This window comes from Rhizobium sp. Root708 (genome assembly GCF_001429725.1).
In the GTDB taxonomy this organism is placed as follows: Bacteria; Pseudomonadota; Alphaproteobacteria; order Rhizobiales; family Rhizobiaceae; genus Rhizobium.
Genome location: NZ_LMHV01000040.1, coordinates 256,372 through 278,864, shown reverse-complemented (window position 1 = coordinate 278,864; position 22,493 = coordinate 256,372). Strand labels below are relative to the sequence as shown.

Genomic DNA, 22,493 nt, shown 5'->3' with positions numbered 1-22,493 from the left:
GCTTTTGTTTGTGCACCGCTACTTCACCACCGGCGGTTGGCTGAGGTCGGTCGGCGGCGGCGCGGGTTTTGTGGGCTGACCGGGCAGGCCGTTCAGTGGCGGCAGCGTCAGGCCCGGGAGCTGCGGGGCGCCGCCGGGCATTACTGGCGGCGGCAGCGAAAGGCCATTGCCGCCGAAGCCCGGCACTTCGATCTTGATCGAGTTCGGATCGACCTTGGGCCCCTTGTCCAGCCAATAGGTCACCGATTGCGGCCAGAAGATCACGATCGCCACGAGGATCAGCTGCATGCCGACCCAGGGAAGGGCGCCCATGTAGATATCCGAGGTCTTGACGCTGCGGTCGGCGATGGAGCGCAGGTAGAACAGCGCGAAGCCGAAGGGCGGGTGCATGAAGCTCGTCTGCATGTTGACGCAGATGAGCACGCCGAACCAGATCAGGTCGATCCCCAAGGCCGAGGCGACAGGCGCCAGCATCGGGATGACGATGAAGGCGATCTCGAAGAAATCGAGAAAGAAGGCCAGCACGAAAATGAAGATGTTGACGAAGATCAGGAAGCCGACCGGGCCGCCGGGGATGCCTGACAGCATGTGCTCGATCCAGCGTGAGCCGTCCATGCCCTGGAAGACGAGGCTGAACACGGTCGAGCCGATCAGGATCATCACTACCATCGAGGTGATATGCATGGTCGAGCGCATGGCGTCCTGCATCAGGGGCCAGGTGAGGCGGCGATGCATGGCGGCCAGCGCCATGGCGCCGACGACGCCAAGCGCGCCGGCTTCAGTCGGGGTCGCCAGTCCCATGAAGATGGTGCCGAGGACCAGGAAGATCAGCACGATCGAGGGCACCATCCCCGACAGGACCTTGAAGAGCAGGGCCCAGTTGAAGTCGCCGCGCACTTCCTTCGGCAACGGCGGCATGGAGGCGGGCTTCAGGATCGAGAGGATCAGGATGTAGCCCATGAAGATCGCGACCTGCAGGATCGACGGGCCGATGGCGCCGAGATACATGTCTCCGACAGACTTGCCGAGCTGATCGGCGAGCACCACCAGGACGAGGGACGGCGGGATCACCTGGGTTATGGTGCCGGAGGCGGCGATAACGCCGGTGGCGAGCCGCGGGCTGTAGCCATAGCGCAGCATGATCGGCAGCGAGATCACACCCATGGTGATGACCGAGGCCGCGACCGTTCCGGTGATCGCGCCGAGCACGGCGCCGACGAGGATCACAGCGTAGGCAAGGCCGCCGGGAACGCGGCCGAACAGCTTGCCGGTTCCCTCCAGCAGGTCTTCCGCCAGACCGCAGCGCTCCAGGATTGCCCCCATGAAGGTGAAGAAGGGGATGGCAAGCAGCAGGTCGTTGGAGACGATCCCGAAGAAGCGCAGCGGCAGGGCCTGCAGGAAGGCTTCGGTGAAATGCCCGGTGGCGATGCCGATGATGCCGAAGAACAGGCCGACGGCTGCCAGTGAAAAGGCAACCGGAAAACCGTAGAGCATGAACAGGACCATGCCCACGAACATGGCCGGCGGAATGATGCCGAAATCAAACAATCGCGTTCCTCCCGATCCGGCTTACTGCAGCGGCTTTTCGTACGTGGTGTCGATCCGGATATAGCCGGTCACGGCCGCGATCCGCTTGATCAGCTCGGACAGGCCTTGCAGGGCCAGCAGCCCGAAGCCGAGGAGAAGCACAAGCTTGACCGGCCAGCGGATCAGGCCGCCGGCATTCGCCGAGACTTCATGCTGCAGGTAGGAGGACAGGAAGAACGGCCAGCAGAGCCAGGTCAGGAAGATGCAGGCCGGAATGAGGAAGACGACGAGACCGATTATGTCGATCCAGATCCTCGTCCTTTCGGAGACTGCGCCGTAGATCAGGTCGACCCGGACATGCTCGTTCATGCGCAGGGTCTGCGCTGCGCCAAGCACGACGATGAAGGCGAAGAGATACCATTGGATCTCTAGCCAGCCGTTGGAGCTGTAGTTGAAAGAGTATCGGATCAGGGCGTTGGCGGCGCTGATCAGACAGCAGGCCAGCACCATGTATTCGGACAGTTTGCCCATGAATTGGCTGATCGCATCGATCAGCCGGCTGACGGTCAGCAAAGCCGGCATGCCTTTCCCCCATTTTGCCGCGCCTTTCCGGCGCGTTCTCCCTTCCGTTTTGTGTAGACCAGCGTTTTCCAAATTGGAAGAATGGAGCTCCGGCGTAGGACTATAGTCTATGCCGAAGATGCCTCGCGTCATGCGCGAGCTGGGGCGATTTTCTTCGTCGCATGGCACCCCGGACGCGGCCCGGATCGCAATGGAACATCCCCATTAGGCTGCATAAACCGTTCTGAAACCACGATATTCCCGCTATGGTTTTAGAAAAATCCGCCAAATGTAGGGCAGCCACGAAATCAATTTTTAAAGGGTTGGGAGTATGGTTCTGCGGCACAGGGAAAGTATGGATGAAACCACATAACCCGAACAGGGTCCCTACGGATGTGTATCTGTCGTTTGTGAGTTCCCTCTCAGGGAACCGCATGACGTTGCTCGTCGGTGTCATCGTCCATGCTGCGACGTGCCTTGCAATCGCCGCCAAAACCCAATCTCTCCTTTATGTCGCTCTGGCCCTCGGCTTCGTCTTCGTCTTCCTAGGCCGTATCGCGACCTTCCGTGCCTTCGACAAGGTAGACAAGGACGCGCTGTCTCACGACGACATCCAGCGTTGGGAGCGCATTCTCGTCACCGGCGCCGCCGGCACCACGACTTTGCTTGGTTTTGCAAGCGGTTACGCCATATTTTTCCTCGGCGACGGTTTTGCCGAGCTCGCCTGCATCGCCGTCACCATGGCGACGATGGTGTCCGTGGTCGGGCGCAATTACGGATCGCGCATGGCGATCGATATCCAGACGTTCTCCTGCTGCCTGCCGATGATCATCTGCAGCCTGATGGTGCTGGATTTCTATCGCGGCATCCTGTCGATCTTCCTCATTCCGTTCTGGCTGACGACCCGCGCGATGGCGAACGGCGTGCGCGAATTCCTCTATGAGAACGTCATCGCGCGTCGCGAGATCACGTCGATCGCTGATCGTTTCGACACGGCGCTTAACAACATGCCGCATGGCCTCGTCATGGTCGACGCGCAGAACCGCATTCAGGTCATCAACCGGAAGGCGTGTGAGCTGCTGAGAATCGGCGATCCAGACCGGCTGAAGGATCGCGATCTCGGCGCCGTCCTGCGTTATGGGGCCCGCTACAGCTTCATGGACGCGTCACAGCCGGAGCTCATCCTTCGACAGATGACGCATGTCGCGGAAGGCAAGCTTTCGCGCACGCTTATTCACTTTCCAGAGGATCTGTCGCTCGAGTTTTCCGCAAGTCCGCGTGCCGACGGCGGCGCCGTGCTGATCTTCGAGGATGTCTCGAGCCGCGTGAAGGCAGAGCAGAAGATCCTGCACATGGTGCGTTTCGATTCCCTCACGGGCCTGCCGAACCGCGAGTATTTCAGCCACCTCGTCCAGGATTACCTCGCCAAGCACACCAAGAAGCGCGGCCCGATCGGCTTCATGGTTCTCGACATCGACGAGTTCAAGCATGTCAACGACATGCGTGGCCACATCACCGGCGACCGCCTGCTGTGCGCGATAGCCAATCGCGTCGCCAAGCAGGGAGGCAAGGCGACCGTCGGCCGCCTGATGGGCGACCAGTTCATCCTGTTCTTCCCGCATGCGAAGGACATGACGGCGCTCGACGCCGAAATCCGCCGCGTTCATTCGGCGATCCAGGGGACCTACGAAGCCGACGATGCGACCTTCCTCGTGTCCTTGAGCGGCGGCTTCGTCCTGCTCGAAAGCGACGCCTTCGCGATGGAGGAGTGGAGCATCAAGGCCGACCTCGCCCTGTTCGAAAGCAAGTCGAAGCAGCGCGGCGGCATCTCCGGCTTCGAGCGCGAGATGGATGGACGCTACATCGAGCAGCAGAAGCTCAAGTCGGATCTGCGGGACGCTATTACCTCCAAGGGCCTCAGCGTTGCCTACCAGCCGATGTTCAAGGCCGATGGTTCGCGGATTGAATGCGCGGAAGCGCTTGCACGATGGGTGCATCCGGAAAAGGGAGCAATCCCGCCCGACGTCTTCATTCGCCTCGCCGAAGAGATGGGTGTCATTTCCGATATCACCCGCTTCATACTGATGAAAGCCTGCACGGATTGCATGACTTGGCCCGAGCATATCGCTGTCTCGGTCAATCTGTCGGCGCGCGACCTGCGTGACACCGATATCCTCGCGGTCGTGGCCGAAGCGCTGCAGGCATCCAAGCTGGAGGCGTCGCGTCTTCACCTCGAGATCACCGAAAGCTGCCTGATCGACGAGCCGGCGGCGGTTCGCGCCATCCTCGCGGAATTGCGCGCCCGTGGCATCACCATCGCCATCGACGACTTCGGCACCGGCTTCTCCAGCCTCAGCTACCTCGACACCCTACCGCTCGACATCGTCAAGATCGACCGTTCCTTCCTGCGCAACATCGTCGAAGACGGACGTCGCCTCAAGCTGCTGCGCGGCACCGTCAATCTTGCCCGCGAACTCGGCCTGAAGATCGTCACCGAAGGTGTCGAGACGACCGAGCAGCTTGCTCTTCTCAACAAGTACCGGGCGACGGACCTTATTCAGGGTTACGTCTTCTCGCCTCCGGTTCCCTCCCAGAACATTGCGCTTCTGCAGCAGGCCATCGGCCGCCGCACGGTCCAGCGTCGTCGCAACAAAGTCGCCTGAACCTCTCGCCGTGTAAGGCGGGAGCAGACTTTAGATTGCAGGCCGCATTAACCTTAATATCTTAAATTCGATGCAAATTGTCAGATTGCCTTGCGTTAAGTGCCTTTGTCGGATGATTAATATTCCGTTAACACCGGATGGGCACAAATGTCAGAGACACTTTTCGCGCGCAGTGATTTCAGCAGCAAGCTTTTGGAAGTTTTGGATCACGTCGAGTATCGCCGCATGGAAAGCAGCGAGGACATGGTCGAGGTGGAGCGCCTGCGCTACAAGGCTTACAAGGCCCACGATGTCCTGGCGCTCGCTCCGAAAGGACTGCTAGATGCCACCGATTTCGACAGCCACGCGCATGTCTTCGGCCTGTACTATTATGGGGAACTGGTCAGTACCATACGGCTCCATTATGTGACACCCGAGCATCGCGTCAGCCAGTCGGCGGGTGCTTTTCCCTGGGCGATGGACGCGCTGCTCGATGCCGGGCTGACCTTGATCGATCCGGCGCGTTTCGCCGCCGACCCGGATCTGAGTGCCGATCTGCCCTGGATCCCCTATCTGACGCTGCGGCCGAGCATTGTCGCCGCAGCCTATTTCCGCGCCGATCGCGTGCTGCAGTTCTGCCGCCCTCCGCATGCCGCTTTCTACAAGCGGGTCTTCTATGCCGATACGATCGTGCCCGGCCAGCTGGCGAAGAACTACGGTATCGACATGACGCTGATGGCGACGAACGTGATCGAAGTGGGGCGCAAGCTTCTGACGCGCTATCCGTTCTTCATCTCGAGCGCCAGCGAGCAACGCATGATGTTCTCGCGCAATCCCGAAGACACGCTGCCGCCGCTGACGATCATCCCGACGGCGCGCTTCGTTCCCGAGGGCGAGTTCGGCACCGACCTGCCGCTCTGATCCGATGCACTGAATTGCATGAGAATGCCGTCCCGCTGCGGCATTCTCATGCATTGCGCTTTCCCAAGGCTTTGTGTAATCCCTCTCAAGGGAATTTTCCTCGTGGGATCGAGGAATCATGACTGTTATGGCCGAGGCCATGCGCTTGATATTATGAGGGAGACGATATTCATGGCCGAGCATAACACCGGACCTGCCGAAGTTGGCGCGCCGATGGACTACAAGGAACATGAGCACACCTACAACATGTTCCTCGCGGCTGCGAAGTACGGCACGTTGTTCCTGGTCGCTCTCCTGGTTGGCATGGCGGCGGGCTTCTTCACCGGCGCCGGCTTCCTCGGCGGTATCGTCGTGATGTTGGCGGTTTTCATCGCGGGCCTCGTCCTGCTGCGCTAAGCGCGGCTTCGGGGGAGCGGCTTTTCCAAAAAGCTTTGACTGAGTGCTCGGGCTGGGCAGGGGAGGACCTGCGACAGACTGGCTGACCCGGAGGAGGGGCGGTTGGGCAACCTTGTTTTTGTGGCGAAAGAAACCACGGGGGACGAGACGCGCGTTGCCGCGTCAGTCGAAACCGTAAAGAAAATGATCGGTCTTGGCCTCGACGTTGTCGTTGAGGCTGGTGCCGGTGCGAAGTCGAAAATTCCGGATGCGGAATTCGAGGCGGTCGGCGCACGGATCGGTTCGGTCGGTGCTGCTGCGACCGCCGATGTGGTGCTGAAGGTTCGGCGCCCGACCGACGAAGAGATCAGCGGCTACAAGAGCGGCGCGATCGTGATCGCGATCATGGACCCTTACGGCAATGACGAGGCGATCGCCGCCATGGCCAAGGCCGGGCTTTCCAGCTTCGCAATGGAGCTGATGCCGCGCATCACCCGCGCGCAGTCGATGGACGTTCTGTCCTCACAGGCTAACCTTGCAGGCTACCAGGCGGTCATCGAAGCGGCGGCGGTCTATGATCGTGCCATGCCGATGATGATGACGGCAGCCGGCACTGTTCCGGCGGCGAAGGTGTTCGTCATGGGCGCCGGTGTCGCCGGCCTGCAGGCGATTGCCACGGCGCGTCGCCTCGGTGCGGCCGTATCGGCGACCGACGTTCGTCCGGCGGCCAAGGAACAGGTTGCCTCGCTTGGCGCGAAGTTCATCGCCGTCGAGGACGAGGAGTTCAAGGCGGCCGAGACCGCCGGCGGCTACGCCAAGGAAATGTCCAGGGAATACCAGGCGAAGCAGGCGGCACTCGTTGCCGATCATATCGCCAAGCAGGATATCGTCATCACCACGGCCCTGATCCCGGGGCGCCCGGCACCAAGGTTGGTTTCGCGCGAGATGCTGAAGTCGATGAAGCCGGGTGCGGTTGCCGTCGATCTCGCCGTCGAACGCGGCGGCAATATCGAAGGCGTCAAGCCGGGCAAGGTCGCCGACGTCGATGGCGTACGCGTCATCGGTTACGCAAACATGTCCGGTCGGATCGCGGCCAGCGCCTCGGCACTCTACGCCAAGAACCTCGTCACCTTCCTCGATACCATGGTCAACAAGGAGACGAAGGCGATTGCCCTCAATCTCGAGGACGAGCTGATCAAGGCGACGATGCTGACGCATGCGGGTGAAGTCGTGCACCCGGCATTCGGCGGCGCGAAGAAGGGGGATAACTGATGGCCGGTGAAACAATGGACAAGGCGCTGGAGCAATTGAACCAGGCCGTGAGCGCCGTGACGGCGGCTGCGGCCCACGCACCGGAGGCCGCAAGTGCCGCCACCGGCGGCGCGATCGATCCCTTCGTGTTCCAGTTCGCGATCTTCGTGCTGGCGATCTTCGTCGGTTACTACGTCGTCTGGTCGGTAACGCCGGCGTTGCACACGCCGCTGATGGCGGTCACAAACGCGATCTCCTCGGTCATCGTCGTCGGCGCGCTTCTGGCGGTCGGCATTTCGACGAGCGGGCTTGCAACCGGCTTCGGCTTTGTCGCGCTCGTTCTCGTCTCGGTGAACATCTTTGGCGGCTTCCTTGTCACCCAGCGCATGCTGGCGATGTACAAGAAGAAGGACAAGTGAGGACCGCATGAACAGTATCGCAGCCTTCCTTTATCTTGTGTCCGGCGTTCTTTTCATCCTGGCATTGCGCGGCCTTTCCCATCCGGCCACCAGCCGTAAGGGCAATCTCTACGGCATGGCCGGCATGGGTATCGCCATCCTCACCACGCTGACGCTGGCGACCCCGTCCTTCGGCGGCCTCCTGCTGATCATCCTCGGCCTCGCCATCGGCGGCGGCGCAGGCGCCTACATCGCCCGCGTCATTCCGATGACCTCGATGCCGCAGCTGGTTGCCGGGTTCCACTCGCTGGTCGGCCTTGCCGCCGTGCTGGTCGCGGCTTCGGCACTCTACACGCCCTCGTCCTTCGGCATCGGCAACATCGGCGAGATCCACACCGAGGCGCGGATCGAAATGGCGCTTGGCGTTGCGATCGGCGCCTTGACCTTCACCGGCTCGATTATCGCCTTCCTGAAGCTTGACGGGCGCATGTCCGGCAAGCCGATCATGCTGCCGTTCCGGCACGTGATCAATATCGTGCTGTTGGCGCTGATCGTGCTGTTCATCGTCGGCCTCGCCGCAACGGAAAGCCATTTCGATTTCTGGGCGGTCGTCGTCCTGTCGCTGGCGCTCGGTGTCCTGCTGATCGTGCCGATCGGCGGCGCCGACATGCCTGTCGTCGTGTCGATGCTGAACTCCTATTCGGGATGGGCCGCCGCCGGCATCGGCTTCACGCTCGGCAATCTGGCGCTGATCATAACAGGCGCTCTGGTCGGCTCGTCAGGGGCAATCCTCTCCTACATCATGTGCAAGGGCATGAACCGCTCGTTCATCTCGGTCATCCTCGGCGGCTTCGGCGGCGAGACGGTGAGTGGCAGCACGGACAATTCCGACAAGACCGTCAAGCTCGGTTCGGCGGAGGATGCCGCCTATCTGATGGCGAACGCCTCGAAGGTCATCATCGTGCCGGGCTACGGCATGGCAGTGGCGCAGGCGCAGCACGCCCTTCGCGAAATGACCGACAATCTGAAGAAGAACGGCGTCGAGGTGAAGTACGCGATCCACCCGGTCGCGGGCCGCATGCCCGGTCATATGAACGTACTGCTGGCCGAGGCGAATGTACCTTACGACGAGGTCTTCGAGCTCGAGGACATCAATTCGGAGTTTGCCCAGGCCGACGTTGCCTATGTCATCGGTGCCAACGACGTCACCAATCCGGCGGCGCGCGACGACAAGACCTCGCCGATCTACGGGATGCCGATCCTCGATGTCGACAAGGCCAAGACCTGCCTGTTCGTCAAGCGCTCGCTCGGCTCCGGCTATGCCGGCATCGACAATACGCTGTTTTACAAGGACGGCACGATGATGCTGCTCGGCGATGCCAAGAAGGTCACCGAGGAAATCAACAAGGCGATCGGCCACTGATTATCATCAGGTCCGATAATCCAATCGAGAGGGCGCGTTTCGCGCCCTTTTCTTTTGTGTAAACGGCGGCTTACTTTCGCTCCAGCACGCGGCGGGGGCCCGTGAGTTCCCAGCGCAGGCCGCTCGGCAGGAAGTCGATTGTCACCGTACCGCTGAAAGCGGCGGCAGCGTGGTTCTTGATCACGGTCGTTCCGAAGCCCGTATGGGTCGGCGTCCGCACCGGAGGCCCATCCAGTTCTTCCCAGATGAAGCGCAGCATCTCCTCGGTATGCCATTCTTCCTGGATGGTCTGCCAATAGAAGCGGATGCGGCCCTGCGGCACCGAAAGCGCACCGTACTTGACCGAGTTGGTCGCCAACTCATGAATCGCCAGGCCGAGGTTCTGGACGGCTTCCGGCTTCAGGATGAAGTCGTTGCCGATGATCTCGATCTGCGGCAGGGCCTGCGGGAAGGCGTCGAGGTGGATGTCGACGACGCGCCGGAGTGAAGCGCCCGCCCATTGCTCGCTGGTCAGGAGCTGGATGGAACGGGAGAGGCCGTTGAGACGGTCCGAGACCGCCGCCTGGAACTCCTGCACCGTACCGCTTTGCCTGGCCAACTGGCGCATCATGGCTTGGGTGAGCGCCAGCAGGTTCTTTGTGCGGTGAACCAGTTCGTTCATGACAAAATGCAGCCGGTCTTCAGTCTGGCTGCGATCGAAGGAGGCGTTGGAAAGCGCAACGGCGACCTGGTTGGCTTCGATGACGCTGGTTTCGATCGGAGCGACGATCTGGCCTTCACCCATGCGGATCGCCATATCGGCGATCGCGCGGATGGTGGTCCGGACCTGTCGGGCAACCACGTAGGCGGCGAGGACCGCGACGACAAGCAGGGCGAGGCCGCCGATGATGAGGAAGCGCCAGGTCGTCAGGATAGAAGATTGCGCGGTTGCCATCGGTCCCCAGACGATCGCCTTCCAGGACCAGCCGGGTATCTGCGCGTAGCCGAGCAGCGTTCGTGGCAGCACCGCCGAGTCTTCATAGACGCCACTGGAATCGACGAGCGACGGCAAGATACGAGGATCGAATGCTTCCCCGAAGCCGATGTTGCTCGCGCCGACAGAGGCGACGACATGCCCGCCCTGATCGATGATGGCCGCGGACCAGCCCGAGGGAAGGCCTTCGGTCGAGACGATCTTGGCAAGATCGCGCGCGTTCTGTGTGATGATCAGCGCCGCGACACGGCCGATCTTGATCGGCATCGTGACGCTATAGACCCAATCGCCGCTCGTGCGGCCGCGAAAGACATCCGAGGCTTCTATGCGGCCCGATTTCAAGGCGGATTCCAGCGACGGCATGTTGCCGACCTGGTGGAGCTGACCGCCGAAATCGACGCGGGTGTTCAGGAGCTGTTGTCCGTTCGCCTCGGTCGCAATGACGTAAAGCGTATCGGCACGCAGGGCCGTCTCCGTGCGCTCGTGAAAGGCCGCGAAGTCGTTATGCTCGAGTTCAGGGGACGTCGATAACAACCTAAGGGTTGTAGCCATATCCTGCAGCTGCCGGTCGACGGATCGGGCAAGCGCCGTTGCGTCCTGTGCCGTTTCACGCTTGAGGATCGAGCGCTGGTTGTCTTCGAGCCGGCCGAGAAGCAGGGCAACAAGCGCAAAGATGGGAAGCGACGTGGCGAGCGCCATCGCGATCAGGTAGGTGCCGATCGATGCCTTGGGGAAGAAACGGAAGCGTCGGTTCATGAGCACTTTCTTCGTTCCGGAAACGAAAAAATGCTGGCGCCAAAGGCAATGACGGATCTGAAAGCAAAAAACTGGATCACCACGATTGCCCTCAATACAGAATTCTGTTGTCCAATAGCCTGCTATCGAAGCAGCCGCATGTTAGGGACAGCATCCAATCCTTGCAACACACTAAAACATGTCACGCGCATTTCGCGCGTTCAAATTCATGTCGCATGTAATCAAAAACGCGACAACCGGAAGGCTGCAAGTTCCGGCTCGGATTGCTCCGATAAAATCTCGTTAGAGGCGAGTAATCCGACGAGGGGCGCAAGTGTGACGCCGGAGTGCATGATGGCGACATAGAGCCCGTCGCAGCCGGCGTTGCCGATCACGGGGAAGCCATCGGCGGGCGTCGGGCGATAGCCGACGGTGAATGTCTCGAGCGCGAGGTCTGCGCTGTCGGTCAGGCTGGCCTTGACCTTGGCGAAGAGTGCAGCGGCGGTCTCCTGACGATCTGCTCCGGGTGCGCTGCCGCCGAAATCGCTGCCCGCGACGATTCTGCCATCCGCCGTCTGGCGCATATGAAGCTCGGCTGCGATGACAAGGCCGTTCAGACGTTTCTCGAAGGGGCGCGAGTGAACGAGAAGCCCGGGCGGGGTGGTGAGGGGGATGGTGATGCCGATGCCATCGGCCAATGGAACGGCGCCGGCTCCCGCCGCCAGAACCACATCATCGGCCTCGAACATGCCGGCGGAGCTGACGACGCCGGCGATGCGCTCGCCACGCCTGATGAAGCCGCTGACATCGCCTGTCACGAAACGTGCGCCGCGTGCCTCGGCATCGGCGAGCATCATTCTGGCTGCGGGGACCGGTTCCACGGCGCCTTCCTCGGCGACGGCCAGCGCAAGATCCGGCACAGCGGCGAGATAGGGTTCGCGGCGTGATATTTCGAAGCGCCCGACGCGCTCGATGCCATAACCCCAACGGCCATGCTCGCTGGCAAAGGCTTCCAATCGTTCAGGCGGAAGATCCCAGCAGACGCTGCCACACCAGGAGAGGGGCAGGCCTGGGATGTCGCCGGACAGCCGCTTCCATTCCCTCATGGCACGACGGCGAAAGCGAAAGTAGAATTCAGGATTGCCCCAGCTGGCGTTGATCCAGGCAAAGGAATTCGGCGTGGCGACGCCGCCGATGTCTTCCGCGATCACGGTGACGTCGGTGTCCCGCCGGCTCAGGTGCCAGGCGATCGAAGCGCCGATAATGCCGGAGCCGATGATGACAACTCGTTTCCTTGCTGCCATCGGCTGCTCCCATTCTTAGCCGGAGGTCGAGGCGCCTACGCGAGCAAGACCGTCCTTTGCCGGCTGATACTTCTGATCGAGACCGATCGCATGACGGTACGAGCGGGCGGCCTTGTCCTTTTCGCCGCGGCGCTCGTAAACCAGCGCCTGGTTTGCCCAGGATTCCGCCAGGTTGCCGTTGAGCTCGATCGCGTGGTTGAAATCGGCGAACGCGTTGTCGTCGTCATTCAGTGCGATGTAGGAAATGCCGCGGCCGTTATAAGGTTCCGGCGCGTTCGGCGACAGCGAGATCGCCTTCGAGAAGTCGTCGATCGCCTTGTCCTGCTGGTTGCGCTTCTGGAAGAGCAGACCGCGATTGTGATAGGCGCGACCGTCGGTAGTGCCGTTCTGGATCGCCTTGTTGAAATCGTTGAACGCGGCATCGTCCTGGCCGGCGGTCCGATAAACGTTGCCGCGACCGATCAGGGCGACGTCGTAGTTCGGGTTGATCTGCAGCGCGGCGTTGTAGTCCTGGATCGCCTGCTGTTGCTGGCCCATGTTGCGATAGACCAGGGCGCGGTTCGCGTAGGCCTGGTAGAAGCGCGGATTGAGCTGCAGGGCAGTGTTGAAGTCGTTCAGCGCCTGGCGGAAATCGCCGCCCCGGCCATAGGCCGAGCCGCGGACGTTGTAGCCTTCGGGATCCTTCGGATTGGCGTTGATGACCGAGGTCAGCGACGCGATGTTTTCCTGAGAGCCCTGCGCCTTGTCGATGCGTATCACGGCATCGGAGGTGTTGCTTGTCGTGCAGCCAGCAAGGCCTAGCGCGGTGACGATGGCGAAAACCGGCAGAACAGCGATTTTCGGCGAACGCAGAGAGCGGGTCTTGGTGATGTCAGCCATACGGGCTCGTTTTCCCCCAATGCAGCCGGTTCTTGCTCAAGAACGGGCAAACTTCAGTAGCAAATTAAAAAAGGCGGTGGCGAACTGATCGCCCCCGCCAACATGCATCTGAAAACGTCGAAATAACGACGGGAACGCTTATTAGCGTGCTACGACACCTTCGCGCTGTGCCCGCTTGCGAGCCAGCTTGCGAACACGACGAACGGCTTCGGCTTTTTCGCGAGCACGCTTCTGCGACGGCTTTTCGTAGTAGTCGCGCATCTTCATTTCGCGGAAAATACCTTCGCGCTGCATCTTCTTCTTGAGAGCGCGGAGAGCCTGATCGACATTGTTATCGCGGACAAGTACCTGCACGAGAATCACGTTCCTTTGGTTGGTTGATGCCGGCGTCGGCAAGGCGCCAGAGCAAAAAATATTTAGTTCGCGCAGCACCAGCCTTGCGATTGAGGATGCGGATACCAGAATGATGGGGGGAAGTCCATATGTTCTGGCGGTTCTCGCTGCAAAAAACCGTGGGCGCGGCCGGCAAAAGGTGTTTTCTTGAAAGCGGCCGTGTGGCAGTATAGCTATGCTGTGTGGCGATGAAAGGTCCTCGGAAAGGGGCGTTTGAGGTGCTGGAACCCAATTGGTTCGGCCTTCTGCCTTGTTTATTCCGCAGTTCGCGATATATAAGCGCATCATCGACTGTTGGTTGTGACTTTGTCAAAGAGCGTGAGCTCTGTCAGATTTCCTCTCAAAATCGATCTTAGCCTTGTGAATAGACGCATGGCAGTAACGACTAATGAAAGGAGATCGTTATGAATTCTGGTACAGTTAAGTGGTTCAATAGCACCAAGGGCTTTGGTTTCATTCAGCCTGACGACGGCAGCACGGACGTTTTCGTTCACATTTCTGCTGTTGAGCGCGCTGGCATGGGCAGCCTGTCCGATGGTCAGAAAATCACCTACGATGTGGTTCGCGACAAGAGATCCGGCAAGAATTCTGCCGACAACCTCCGCGCGGCGTAATTCTCATTCGGCTCCGCTGACCACGGATGTACTGGCAGCCGAGAGCCTGATGGCGAAGGTCGGGGTCAAACCCGGCCTTTATGTTTTTACGACCAAGACAAGTTGGTGAAAAGTAATGGCGCAAGCGCCGAAGTACACCGTCGGCGACCGCATCGTACTGAAAGACGGTTTCGTCCGCACGGAGATGGAGAGCAGAACCTGCAGAATAGCGGCCGTTCTTCCATCGGAGGGCCGTCGCTCTCAATACCGGGTCCGCTTCGAGGGCGAGAATTTCGACCGCCGCATCTTTGATAGCGACATCGATGCGGCCCAATCGATATCCTCGGCTCAGCCGGTTGCCGCTGCAGCGGACACAAGCGGCGGATCGTGGTTGAAAACGTCAAGCATCCGGGTGCGGAAGTAATCTCCACCCACCAACCGGCAAAGGTGTTGCCGCAGGAAAGGAAAGAATTTGCAGGTTCTCGTTCGAGACAACAATGTCGACCAGGCGCTTCGCGTTCTGAAAAAGAAGATGCAGCGCGAAGGCCTCTTCCGCGAATTCAAGGCGCGCACCGCCTATGAAAAGCCGTCGGAAAAGCGTGCACGCGAAAAGGGCGAAGCCATTCGTCGCCAGCGCAAGCTGGCCCGCAAGAAGCTTCAGCGTGAAGGTCTCCTTCCCGCTCCCAAGAAGGCAGTTCGCCCCGCGCGGTGAACTGTCACTACCCCGCTTGCTTCAGATAGAGAGAGTACAGATGGCTTCCGAGAATGAACCCTCCAACCCAACTAAGCTCTCGGCCCGAGACAAGGCCGCTATTACCGACGCGACCGCGAAAGCCATCATGGACGCCGAGGTCGCAGCTCGCGAAAAGAAGACGGAAAAGTTGAAGGCCCTGCGTTTGCAGCAGGAAGCCGAGGCAGCGTCGGCCGCTGCCTCCGGCAAGCGTGGTCACTGAGCTGTGACCTGCTGGAGTGGCTGTATCATCTCCACGGCCGGCGGGTTCCATTTTCCAGTTAATGCCTGGCTCTCCGGGCCGTAGAGGCGCATGGTCAGGTTGAAGGCCCCGGCGGGCGCGGGCAGCCAATTGGCTTCCTTGTCCTCACCCGGGCTCTTGTTCTGGAAATAGAGATCAAGCGATCCGTCCGCATTGTAGACGAAGGGCATCCAGCTGCTGACCGCAAAGCGGTTGAGACTGTTGCCGACCTGGAATCCCTCCGGATCGTAGAGCGTGACGGACCAGAATGCCTTGACCGGCGGCAGGTTCGCCTTGTCGAAGTGGAGCTTGTAGCTGTTCGCCCCGTTCAGTGGATTTCCCTTTTCGTCACCGAGGTTGAGCGGATAGATCGCGTCCTCCGGCAGGTTGGCGCCTAGCCCCATCTGCGCGACGATCGCCCGCTTCAGATAGTAATTGCCGTAGACGCCCATCGTGTCGGTGTTCATCGACCAGTTGTTGGCCACGCGCGCGAGCGTCGGAACTTTCCAGTCCATCAGTTTCTGGGCTTCGGCCGGGACGGTCTTCAGGGCGTCGGCAAGGTCAGGCGTCACCTTGCTTTTGTCGAAGCTCTTTCCGGCTTCGAATCCGATCAGCTTCATCCGGCTGATGATCGGTTGGTCGGTGGCGTGCGGTGGATTGACCTTCAGGAGTTCCGCCGCGTAGACAAAGAAATCCTCGACCGCCATCCCGTCCACCGTCTTTTTGGGCGGGGTTTTCATGTCGATAGCAGGATTGATCGTGACCTTGGCTGGCTCGGCCTTCTTGCCCCATTGCGACAGCGGCGTGATCGTGTAGCCGGCCTGAATCTGGTGAACGGCGTCATAGTCGGACGGTCCGTCCGTTTTTGTGCGGCCGATGATCCAGACATGCGGCGTCGGCGCATCGATGCGCAGGGCTCCGGCGGGGAGGTTGTTGCCCGTCCAGCCCGGGGGAACGACGGCGAAGTCGGCTTTTTCCGTTCCCGTCGTCCGCCAGCCAGGCGAAGCGAAGACGTCGCTCCACATATCCAGCATCGGCAACAGATAGAAACGTCCGTTTGTATCGGGCGCCGAGACGATCATCGGCTCCTTCGTCATGTCGAGCCAGGCGACGGAATAGAGCGTATCGAAATTGGGTCGGACGACGTCCCTGAAATCGGCTGTTGGAAATTCCGGCACGTTGACGAACATGTTGGCCGGTCCTCGCCCCGTTGTCTTGCCGGCTTCGACGTTGGTTGCCTGCGCACGCGTAAGGTCCATGGTGACCAGCGGATAGAGATAGAGATAGGCGTCGACGCCGATCGCCGTCGCCTCGTCTTTCGTCAAAGCCTCTTCGGCGGCGGCGACAGGGCTGGCAAGGGCTGCCCCGGATAAAAACAGGCTAAGCGTAAGGGTAATGAAATGCGATCGCATGATTAATCCTCCCTGAGATCAGACAGCGAGCATCATGCCGCGTCGGCCTGTTTTTCTCTCGACGTCAGGTCGCACACGGGCAGTTGCCACGCATGTCGAAATTTGGATTGTGAATGCCCATAGCTGTCGGCGCAAAACCCTCAAGCCGTAAAGGTGTCCCTGCAACAGAGAGATTATGCGCTCAAAAATTGTAAGTGAAAATACTCTAAAATAATAGGGATGGTCGGGCTGTGAGCCATCCCGGGCCACGGGACCTTGCTGCGCGTGCTCGCGTGGCCTCAAAGAGAATGACCAACCTTCTTCATTCATGCCGAGTGTCAAAACAAAAGCGCCTCCGCGTCGCAAAAGAAACGTTGTGCCGCTTTTCGATTTGCGATTTGTATTGCCGACGAGAAGGGATCTTTCCCCTAAGGAGATGAAGGCGGATGCGTAGATACTCGGTTTTTGCCGTGGCACGAGAGGCTCTCAGGGGCCACAAGGGCTGGGACAAGCAATGGACCTCGCCTGAACCGCGCGCCGAATACGACGTCATCATCATCGGGGGCGGCGGACATGGCCTAGGCGCCGCCTATTATCTCGCCAAGGAGCACGGCATCACCAATGTCGCGGTGCTCGAAAAGGGCTGGCTCGGCGGCGGCAATACCGGCCGTAACACGACCATCATCCGCTCGAACTATCTCTATGAAGAGAGCATGCACATCTACGAGCATTCGATGAAGCTCTGGGAGAACCTCTCGCAGGATCTCAACTACAATGTCATGTACTCTCCGCGCGGCGTGATGATGCTGTCGCACAATGTGCACGACCAGCAGTCCTTCAAGCGCCATATCCATGCCAACCGTCTCTACGGTATCGACAATGAATGGCTGACGCCGGAACAGGCCAAGGCTTATTGTCCGCCGCTCGATATCTCCGCCAGCGCCCGCTATCCGATCAATGGTGCCGCACTCCAGCGTCGCGGCGGAACGGCGCGCCACGATGCGGTTGCCTGGGGCTATGCGCGTGCTGCGTCCGATCGCGGCGTCCACATCATCCAGAACTGCGAAGTGACCGGCATCCGCCGCGGTCCTGACGGTCGCGTCACCGGTGTCGAGACATCGCGCGGCTTCATCGGCGCCAAGAAGGTGGGCGTTTCGGCCGCCGGCCACACGACCACAGTCATGAAGATGGCCGATGTGCGCGTGCCGCTGCAATCGAGCCCGCTGCAGGCGCTGGTCTCCGAACCGCTGAAGCCGATCTTCCCCTGCGTGGTCATGTCCAACACGGTGCATGCCTATATCTCGCAGTCCGACAAGGGCGAGCTTGTCATCGGCGCCGGCACCGACCAGTACAATTCCTACAGCCAGACCGGCGGCCTGCAGATCATCACCCATACGCTCGATGCCATCTGCGAGCTCTTCCCGATGTTCCGCCGCGTCAAGATGATGCGCCAGTGGGGCGGGATCGTCGACAACACGCCGGATCGCTCGGCCATCCAGTCGAAGACGCCGGTTCCGGGGCTCTACGTCAACTGCGGCTGGGGCACCGGCGGCTTCAAGGCGACGCCGGGCTCGGCCAATCTCTTCGCGCACCTCATTGCCCGCGACGAGGCGCACAAGTTCAATGCCGGCCTGACGCTGGACCGCTTCCGCACCGGCCGTCTGATCGACGAAGCCGCCGCCGCAGCCGTCGCGCACTGACACGAGGACATCATGCTTCTTATCTATTGCCCATACTGTCAGGAAGAGCGCTCCGAGCTCGAATTTCGCGGCGCCGGCGATGCGCATATCGCCCGCCCCACCAATATCGCCGAGATATCCGACGAACAGTTCGAGGAGTTCTTCTTCCTGCGCGACAACCCGAAAGGGCTGATCTTCGAACGCTGGCGCCACCAGCACGGATGCGGCCGCTTCTTCAACGCGGCGCGCGACACGATCAGCGACAAGTTCATCATGACGTACAAGGCCGGCGAGCCGAAGCCCGATATCGGTGCTGCGGCTGCGCCCCATGCTCCCGTCGAGACCTATGAGCAGCTCGAAGGAGAAGCGAAATGAGTGCTGCGAACCGTATATCAGGCAAGGGCCGCCTGACGCCCGCCAAGACCGCGCGCTTCACCTTCGACGGCAAGACCTATACCGCGCTCGAGGGCGACACCGTCGCCTCGGCGCTGATTGCCAACAACATCCATCTGGTCGGCCGTTCGTTCAAGTATCACCGCCCGCGCGGCATTCTGTCCGCGGGCGCCGAAGAGCCGAACGCGCTGATCGACGTGTCGCGCGACGCCGCCCGCAAGCAGCCGAACGTGCGCGCCACCGTGCAGGAAGTGTTCGACGGCATGATCGTCGAATCGCAAAACCGCTTCCCGTCGCTCGCCTTCGACATCGGCGGCATCAACAACTTCATGTCCCCCTTCTTCGCGGCCGGCTTCTACTACAAGACCTTCATGTGGCCGAAAGCCGCCTGGAAGAGCCTCTACGAGCCGATCATCCGTCGTGCTGCCGGCCTCGGCGTTGCGCCGAAGGAAGCCGATCCGGATCACTATGCCGGCCGTTACGCACATTGTGACGTGCTTGTCGTCGGCGCCGGCGTGGCTGGTCTTTCGGCGGCACTGGCTGCGGCGCAGACCGGCGCCAAGGTCATCCTCTGCGACGAGCAGGCTGATGTCGGCGGCGCGCTGCGCTACGATAGCGGTGTGACGATCGACGGCCTCTCCGGCTACGAGTGGGCGCAGAAGACGGTTGCGGCTCTCAAGGCAATGGACAATGTGCAGGTCCTGACCCGCACCACCGCGTTCGGCTACTACAACCACAATTTCGTCGGCCTCGCCGAGCGCGTGACCGATCATGTCGCCAACCCGAGCCGCCATCTGCCGCGCGAGCGTCTGTGGCAGCTGCGCGCCAAGCGCGTCATCCTCGCCAACGGCGCCATCGAGCGCCACATGGTGTTCCCGAACAACGACCGTCCCGGCATCATGCTCGCGTCTGCCGCGCGCATGTATCTAAACCAGTACGGCGTTGCCGTCGGCCAGAAGGTCGGCGTCTATACCGCGCATGACTCGGCCTATGAGGCGGCCTTCGACCTGAAGCGCGCTGGCGTCGAGATCGCGGCGATCGTGGATTGCAGGCAGACGCCCGGTGCTGATGTTCTGGCCGAGGCGCGTTCGCTCGGCATCGATGTTCTCGCCGGCCAGTCGGTCGTCAACACATCCGGCAAGCTGCGCATCTCGTCGATGACGGTTGCCCGCAACGGCGGCGGCTCGCCGCGCAAGATCGCGGTCGATGCACTGCTGGTCTCGGCCGGCTGGACGCCGTCCGTGCACCTGTTCTCGCAGTCGCGCGGCAAGGTGAAGTTCGAGGCCGAAACGCAGCGCTTCCTGCCCGGCACCTATGCCCAGGATTGCCTTTCCGTCGGCGCCTGCAACGGCACCGACGACCTGCAGCGCACGATCGAGGAATCGCTGGCCGCAGGCGAGCTGATGGCGCAGGCAGCCGGCAAGGCTCCGGCGGGCAAGATCAGCATCTCGTCCGAGCAGGCGCATCAGTGGACCGGCGGCATGATCGGTGCGGCCGAAGGGGCGGGTCCGGAGACCAGCGCCAAGGCGTTCATCGATTTCCAGCACGACGTCTGCGCCAAGGATATCCGCCTTGCCGTGCGCGAGGGGATGCACTCGATCGAGCACATCAAGCGCTTCACCACCAACGGCATGGCCTCCGACCAGGGCAAGCTCTCCAACATGCACGGTCTGGCGATTGCCGCCGAGATGCTGGGCAAGGAAATTCCGCAGGTCGGTCTCACCACCTTCCGCGCGCCGTATACGCCGGTGACCTACGGAACGCTGATCGCGCATTCGCGTGGCGAGCTGTTCGACCCGACGCGCAAGACGCCGCTGCACCAGTGGGAAGAAGCCCAGGGTGCCGTGTTCGAGGATGTCGGCAACTGGAAGCGCGCGTGGTTCTACCCGCGCGCCGGCGAAACCATGCACCAGGCGGTCGCGCGCGAATGCAAGACGGCGCGCGATGTGGCCGGCGTGTTCGATGCCTCGACGCTCGGCAAGATCGAGGTCGTCGGGCCCGATGCCGCCGAGTTCATGAACCTGATGTACACGAACGCCTGGGACACGCTGAAGCCCGGCAAATGCCGCTACGGCATCATGACCCGCGACGACGGCTTCGTTTATGACGACGGCGTCGTCGGGCGTCTGGCCGACGATCGCTTCCATGTGACGACGACGACGGGCGGCGCGCCGCGCGTGTTGAACCACATGGAAGACTATCTGCAGACCGAATTCCCGCATCTGAAGGTGTGGCTGACGTCTGTGACCGAGCAGTGGGCGGTTATCGCCGTGCAGGGTCCGAAGGCGCGCGAGATCATCGCGCCGCTGGTCGATGGCGTCGATATCTCCAACGAGGCCTTCCAGCATATGAGCGTTGCCGAGTGCACGGTCATGGGCGTTCCGGCGCGTCTCTTCCGCGTGTCGTTCACCGGCGAGACCGGCTTCGAAATCAACGTGCCGGCCGATTACGGCCAGTCGGTTCTCGAAGCCGTCTGGGCCAATGCCGAACCGCTCGGCGCCTGCGTCTACGGCACCGAGACAATGCACGTTCTTCGCGCGGAGAAGGGCTATATCATCGTCGGCCAGGACACCGATGGAACCGTGACGCCTGACGATGCCGGCCTCAACTGGGCGGTATCGAAGAAGAAGACCGACTTTGTCGGCATTCGCGGCCTGAAGCGGCCGGATCTCGTCAAGGAAGGCCGCAAGCAGCTGGTCGGCCTCGTCACCAAGGATCCGACTCTGGTGCTCGAAGAGGGCGCGCAGATCGTCGCCAACCCGAACGAGCCGAAGCCGATGACAATGCTGGGCCACGTCACCTCGTCCTACTGGTCGGAAAACCTTGGGAAGTCGATCGCATTCGCGCTCGTCGCCGGTGGCCGCAAGCGCATGGGCGAGACGCTCTATGTGCCGATGCCAGACAAGACCATCGCGGTCGAAGTGACGGACATGGTGTTCTTTGACAAGGAAGGAGGCCGCATCAATGGCTGATACGGCAGTTCGCACATCCGTTCTCTCGGGCAAGCAGGGCGGTTCGGCCGCTGTCAGATTGACGGCGGCACCGAATGCCACGCGCGTCGCGCTTCGCGCACCGGCGGAATCGCTCAAGGCGCTTTCCTCCGCGCTTGGTGTGACCGTGCCCAACGCACCGAAGACCTCTGGCCGCAAGGGCGGTCGCTCGTCGCTCTGGCTCGGGCCGGACGAATGGCTCGTCATTGATGAGAGCGGCGCAGACCTCATGAGCGCGCTCGCGAAGGCGGAAGCGCTGCATTCGGCAACCGACGTCTCGCACCGCAATGTCGCGATCATCGTCTCGGGCCCGGGTGCCGAAAACGCGATCTCGGCGGGCTGCGCGCAAGACCTCTCGCTTGAGGCCTTCCCCGTCGGCGCCTGCTCGCGCACGCTGTTCGGCAAGGCGGAGATCGTTCTGTTCCGCACCGAAGACGATACGTTCCGCGTCGAATGCTGGCGTTCGTTTGCCGATTTCGTATTCGGCCTGCTGGCCGAGGGTGCCGAAGACGCGGCGCACTAAAACGCTGGTGACCTGCAATTTACGATCGGGGACGGTACTGTCAGTGCCGTCCCCGATCGTCTTTGCGTTGCAGGATCGCCATGACTGATGCATCATCCACCCGCGGCGTTCGCTCCTGATTGGAGCTCCAAAGGGCGGGGTGTCTTTCATGATGCTGCATCACGTTTCCATTGTCGTCACGGATCTCGGCCGGTCGATTGCGTTCTATCGCGATGTCTTCGGTCTCGAGCAGATCGCCAGGCCGGCGTTCAGCTCGGTCGGCGCATGGTTTGCCTGCGGGGCGCTGCAGGTCCACATGATCGTCAACCCGGCTGGATCCTTCCGGCGGGAGGCGACCATCGACACGACCGACGGACATTTCGCCTTCCGCACCGACGATTTCGAGGTGTGTATCCGCGGGCTGATCGCCAAAGGCTTTCGCGAGGATGCGCCGGAAGGCGATCCGTGGCGGCTGCGTCTGAGGCGCGAGGGGCCGGCGGGCTTTCCGCAAGCCTACCTTCTCGATCCAGATCGCAACATCGTCGAGATCAACGGGGCGTCGTGAGGACGCGGTATAACCAAAGTCCTGTTG

Annotated in this window: 22 protein-coding genes; 15 read left to right on the top strand and 7 right to left on the bottom strand. The window is 61.3% G+C overall.

The window, feature by feature from the left end; all coding sequences use genetic code 11:
• Window positions 1-18 precede the first annotated feature (18 nt).
• Entirely contained in the window at window positions 19-1,548 is a 1,530-nt protein-coding gene (locus ASE04_RS20575; protein WP_056821188.1) for a TRAP transporter large permease, read from the bottom strand.
• A 21-nt stretch (window positions 1,549-1,569) separates the two neighbouring features.
• The gene (locus tag ASE04_RS20570) at window positions 1,570-2,109 is read right to left on the bottom strand and encodes a TRAP transporter small permease subunit (protein ID WP_056821186.1); all 540 of its coding nucleotides are present in this window, start codon (window positions 2,107-2,109) and stop codon (window positions 1,570-1,572) included.
• Between the two features lie 338 nt (window positions 2,110-2,447).
• Here ASE04_RS20570 and ASE04_RS20565 point away from each other — a divergent pair, with 338 nt between their 5' ends.
• From ASE04_RS20565 to ASE04_RS20540, 6 genes are all read left to right on the top strand, one after another.
• The gene (locus tag ASE04_RS20565) at window positions 2,448-4,751 is read left to right on the top strand and encodes a putative bifunctional diguanylate cyclase/phosphodiesterase (protein ID WP_056821184.1); all 2,304 of its coding nucleotides are present in this window, start codon (window positions 2,448-2,450) and stop codon (window positions 4,749-4,751) included.
• Between the two features lie 147 nt (window positions 4,752-4,898).
• On the top strand, window positions 4,899-5,651 hold the full coding sequence (locus ASE04_RS20560) for an N-acyl amino acid synthase FeeM domain-containing protein (protein WP_056821181.1): 753 nt from the start codon (window positions 4,899-4,901) through the stop codon (window positions 5,649-5,651).
• 171 nt (window positions 5,652-5,822) lie between these two features.
• Window positions 5,823-6,047 (top strand): aa3-type cytochrome c oxidase subunit IV, encoded by a 225-nt coding sequence (locus ASE04_RS20555; protein WP_056821179.1) that lies wholly within the window; start codon window positions 5,823-5,825, stop codon window positions 6,045-6,047.
• 102 nt (window positions 6,048-6,149) lie between these two features.
• On the top strand, window positions 6,150-7,298 hold the full coding sequence (locus tag ASE04_RS20550) for a Re/Si-specific NAD(P)(+) transhydrogenase subunit alpha (protein ID WP_056821177.1): 1,149 nt from the start codon (window positions 6,150-6,152) through the stop codon (window positions 7,296-7,298).
• The gene (locus ASE04_RS20545) at window positions 7,298-7,696 is read left to right on the top strand and encodes a proton-translocating transhydrogenase family protein (protein WP_056821175.1); all 399 of its coding nucleotides are present in this window, start codon (window positions 7,298-7,300) and stop codon (window positions 7,694-7,696) included. Before ASE04_RS20550 ends, ASE04_RS20545 begins: the two co-directional genes overlap by 1 nt.
• Before the next feature lie 7 nt (window positions 7,697-7,703).
• On the top strand, window positions 7,704-9,098 hold the full coding sequence (locus ASE04_RS20540) for an NAD(P)(+) transhydrogenase (Re/Si-specific) subunit beta (protein ID WP_056821174.1): 1,395 nt from the start codon (window positions 7,704-7,706) through the stop codon (window positions 9,096-9,098).
• Window positions 9,099-9,168: 70 nt separating this feature from the next.
• Here the strand turns inward: ASE04_RS20540 and ASE04_RS20535 are convergent, their stop codons facing one another.
• The 4 genes from ASE04_RS20535 to rpsU (ASE04_RS20520) form a co-directional block, all read right to left on the bottom strand.
• The gene (locus tag ASE04_RS20535) at window positions 9,169-10,827 is read right to left on the bottom strand and encodes a sensor histidine kinase (protein ID WP_056821172.1); all 1,659 of its coding nucleotides are present in this window, start codon (window positions 10,825-10,827) and stop codon (window positions 9,169-9,171) included.
• A 221-nt stretch (window positions 10,828-11,048) separates the two neighbouring features.
• A complete protein-coding gene (locus tag ASE04_RS20530; protein ID WP_056821171.1) occupies window positions 11,049-12,110 on the bottom strand; it encodes an NAD(P)/FAD-dependent oxidoreductase in 1,062 nt (353 codons plus the stop codon).
• Window positions 12,111-12,125: 15 nt separating this feature from the next.
• Window positions 12,126-12,989 (bottom strand): tetratricopeptide repeat protein, encoded by an 864-nt coding sequence (locus ASE04_RS20525; RefSeq protein WP_056821169.1) that lies wholly within the window; start codon window positions 12,987-12,989, stop codon window positions 12,126-12,128.
• A gap of 141 nt (window positions 12,990-13,130) precedes the next feature.
• On the bottom strand, window positions 13,131-13,343 hold the full coding sequence (rpsU, locus tag ASE04_RS20520) for a 30S ribosomal protein S21 (RefSeq protein ID WP_018072771.1): 213 nt from the start codon (window positions 13,341-13,343) through the stop codon (window positions 13,131-13,133).
• A gap of 443 nt (window positions 13,344-13,786) precedes the next feature.
• Here rpsU (ASE04_RS20520) and ASE04_RS20515 point away from each other — a divergent pair, with 443 nt between their 5' ends.
• From ASE04_RS20515 to ASE04_RS20500, 4 genes are all read left to right on the top strand, one after another.
• Entirely contained in the window at window positions 13,787-13,996 is a 210-nt protein-coding gene (locus ASE04_RS20515) for a cold-shock protein (RefSeq protein ID WP_056821166.1), read from the top strand.
• Window positions 13,997-14,111: 115 nt separating this feature from the next.
• Window positions 14,112-14,399 (top strand): hypothetical protein, encoded by a 288-nt coding sequence (locus tag ASE04_RS20510; RefSeq protein WP_056821165.1) that lies wholly within the window; start codon window positions 14,112-14,114, stop codon window positions 14,397-14,399.
• Window positions 14,400-14,447: 48 nt separating this feature from the next.
• Window positions 14,448-14,687, top strand: coding sequence for a 30S ribosomal protein S21 (gene rpsU / locus ASE04_RS20505; protein ID WP_056821163.1), 240 nt, complete (start codon window positions 14,448-14,450; stop codon window positions 14,685-14,687).
• 40 nt (window positions 14,688-14,727) lie between these two features.
• Window positions 14,728-14,928 (top strand): hypothetical protein, encoded by a 201-nt coding sequence (locus ASE04_RS20500; protein WP_056821161.1) that lies wholly within the window; start codon window positions 14,728-14,730, stop codon window positions 14,926-14,928.
• Here the strand turns inward: ASE04_RS20500 and ASE04_RS20495 are convergent.
• Window positions 14,922-16,358 (bottom strand): DUF1254 domain-containing protein, encoded by a 1,437-nt coding sequence (locus ASE04_RS20495; protein WP_056821159.1) that lies wholly within the window; start codon window positions 16,356-16,358, stop codon window positions 14,922-14,924. The two genes, ASE04_RS20500 and ASE04_RS20495, sit on opposite strands and share 7 nt — an antisense overlap.
• Window positions 16,359-16,783: 425 nt before the next feature.
• On the opposite strand from ASE04_RS20495, the gene ASE04_RS20490 reads away from it, so the two are divergent.
• The 5 genes from ASE04_RS20490 (at window position 16,784) to ASE04_RS20470 (ending at window position 22,466) form a co-directional block, all read left to right on the top strand.
• The gene (locus ASE04_RS20490; protein ID WP_016557052.1) at window positions 16,784-18,037 is read left to right on the top strand and encodes a sarcosine oxidase subunit beta family protein; all 1,254 of its coding nucleotides are present in this window, start codon (window positions 16,784-16,786) and stop codon (window positions 18,035-18,037) included.
• Between the two features lie 12 nt (window positions 18,038-18,049).
• Window positions 18,050-18,391 carry a sarcosine oxidase subunit delta gene (locus ASE04_RS20485; RefSeq protein WP_016557053.1) on the top strand — a complete coding sequence of 114 codons (342 nt, stop codon included), beginning with the start codon at window positions 18,050-18,052 and terminating at the stop codon, window positions 18,389-18,391.
• On the top strand, window positions 18,388-21,381 hold the full coding sequence (locus ASE04_RS20480) for a sarcosine oxidase subunit alpha (RefSeq protein WP_056821157.1): 2,994 nt from the start codon (window positions 18,388-18,390) through the stop codon (window positions 21,379-21,381). The genes ASE04_RS20485 and ASE04_RS20480 overlap by 4 nt, the downstream gene beginning before the upstream one ends.
• Window positions 21,374-21,922 (top strand): sarcosine oxidase subunit gamma, encoded by a 549-nt coding sequence (locus ASE04_RS20475; RefSeq protein WP_056821155.1) that lies wholly within the window; start codon window positions 21,374-21,376, stop codon window positions 21,920-21,922. The genes ASE04_RS20480 and ASE04_RS20475 overlap by 8 nt, the downstream gene beginning before the upstream one ends.
• A gap of 148 nt (window positions 21,923-22,070) precedes the next feature.
• Window positions 22,071-22,466, top strand: a complete 396-nt coding sequence (locus ASE04_RS20470) for a VOC family protein (RefSeq protein WP_056821153.1) — start codon at window positions 22,071-22,073, stop codon at window positions 22,464-22,466.
• Window positions 22,467-22,493 lie beyond the last annotated feature (27 nt).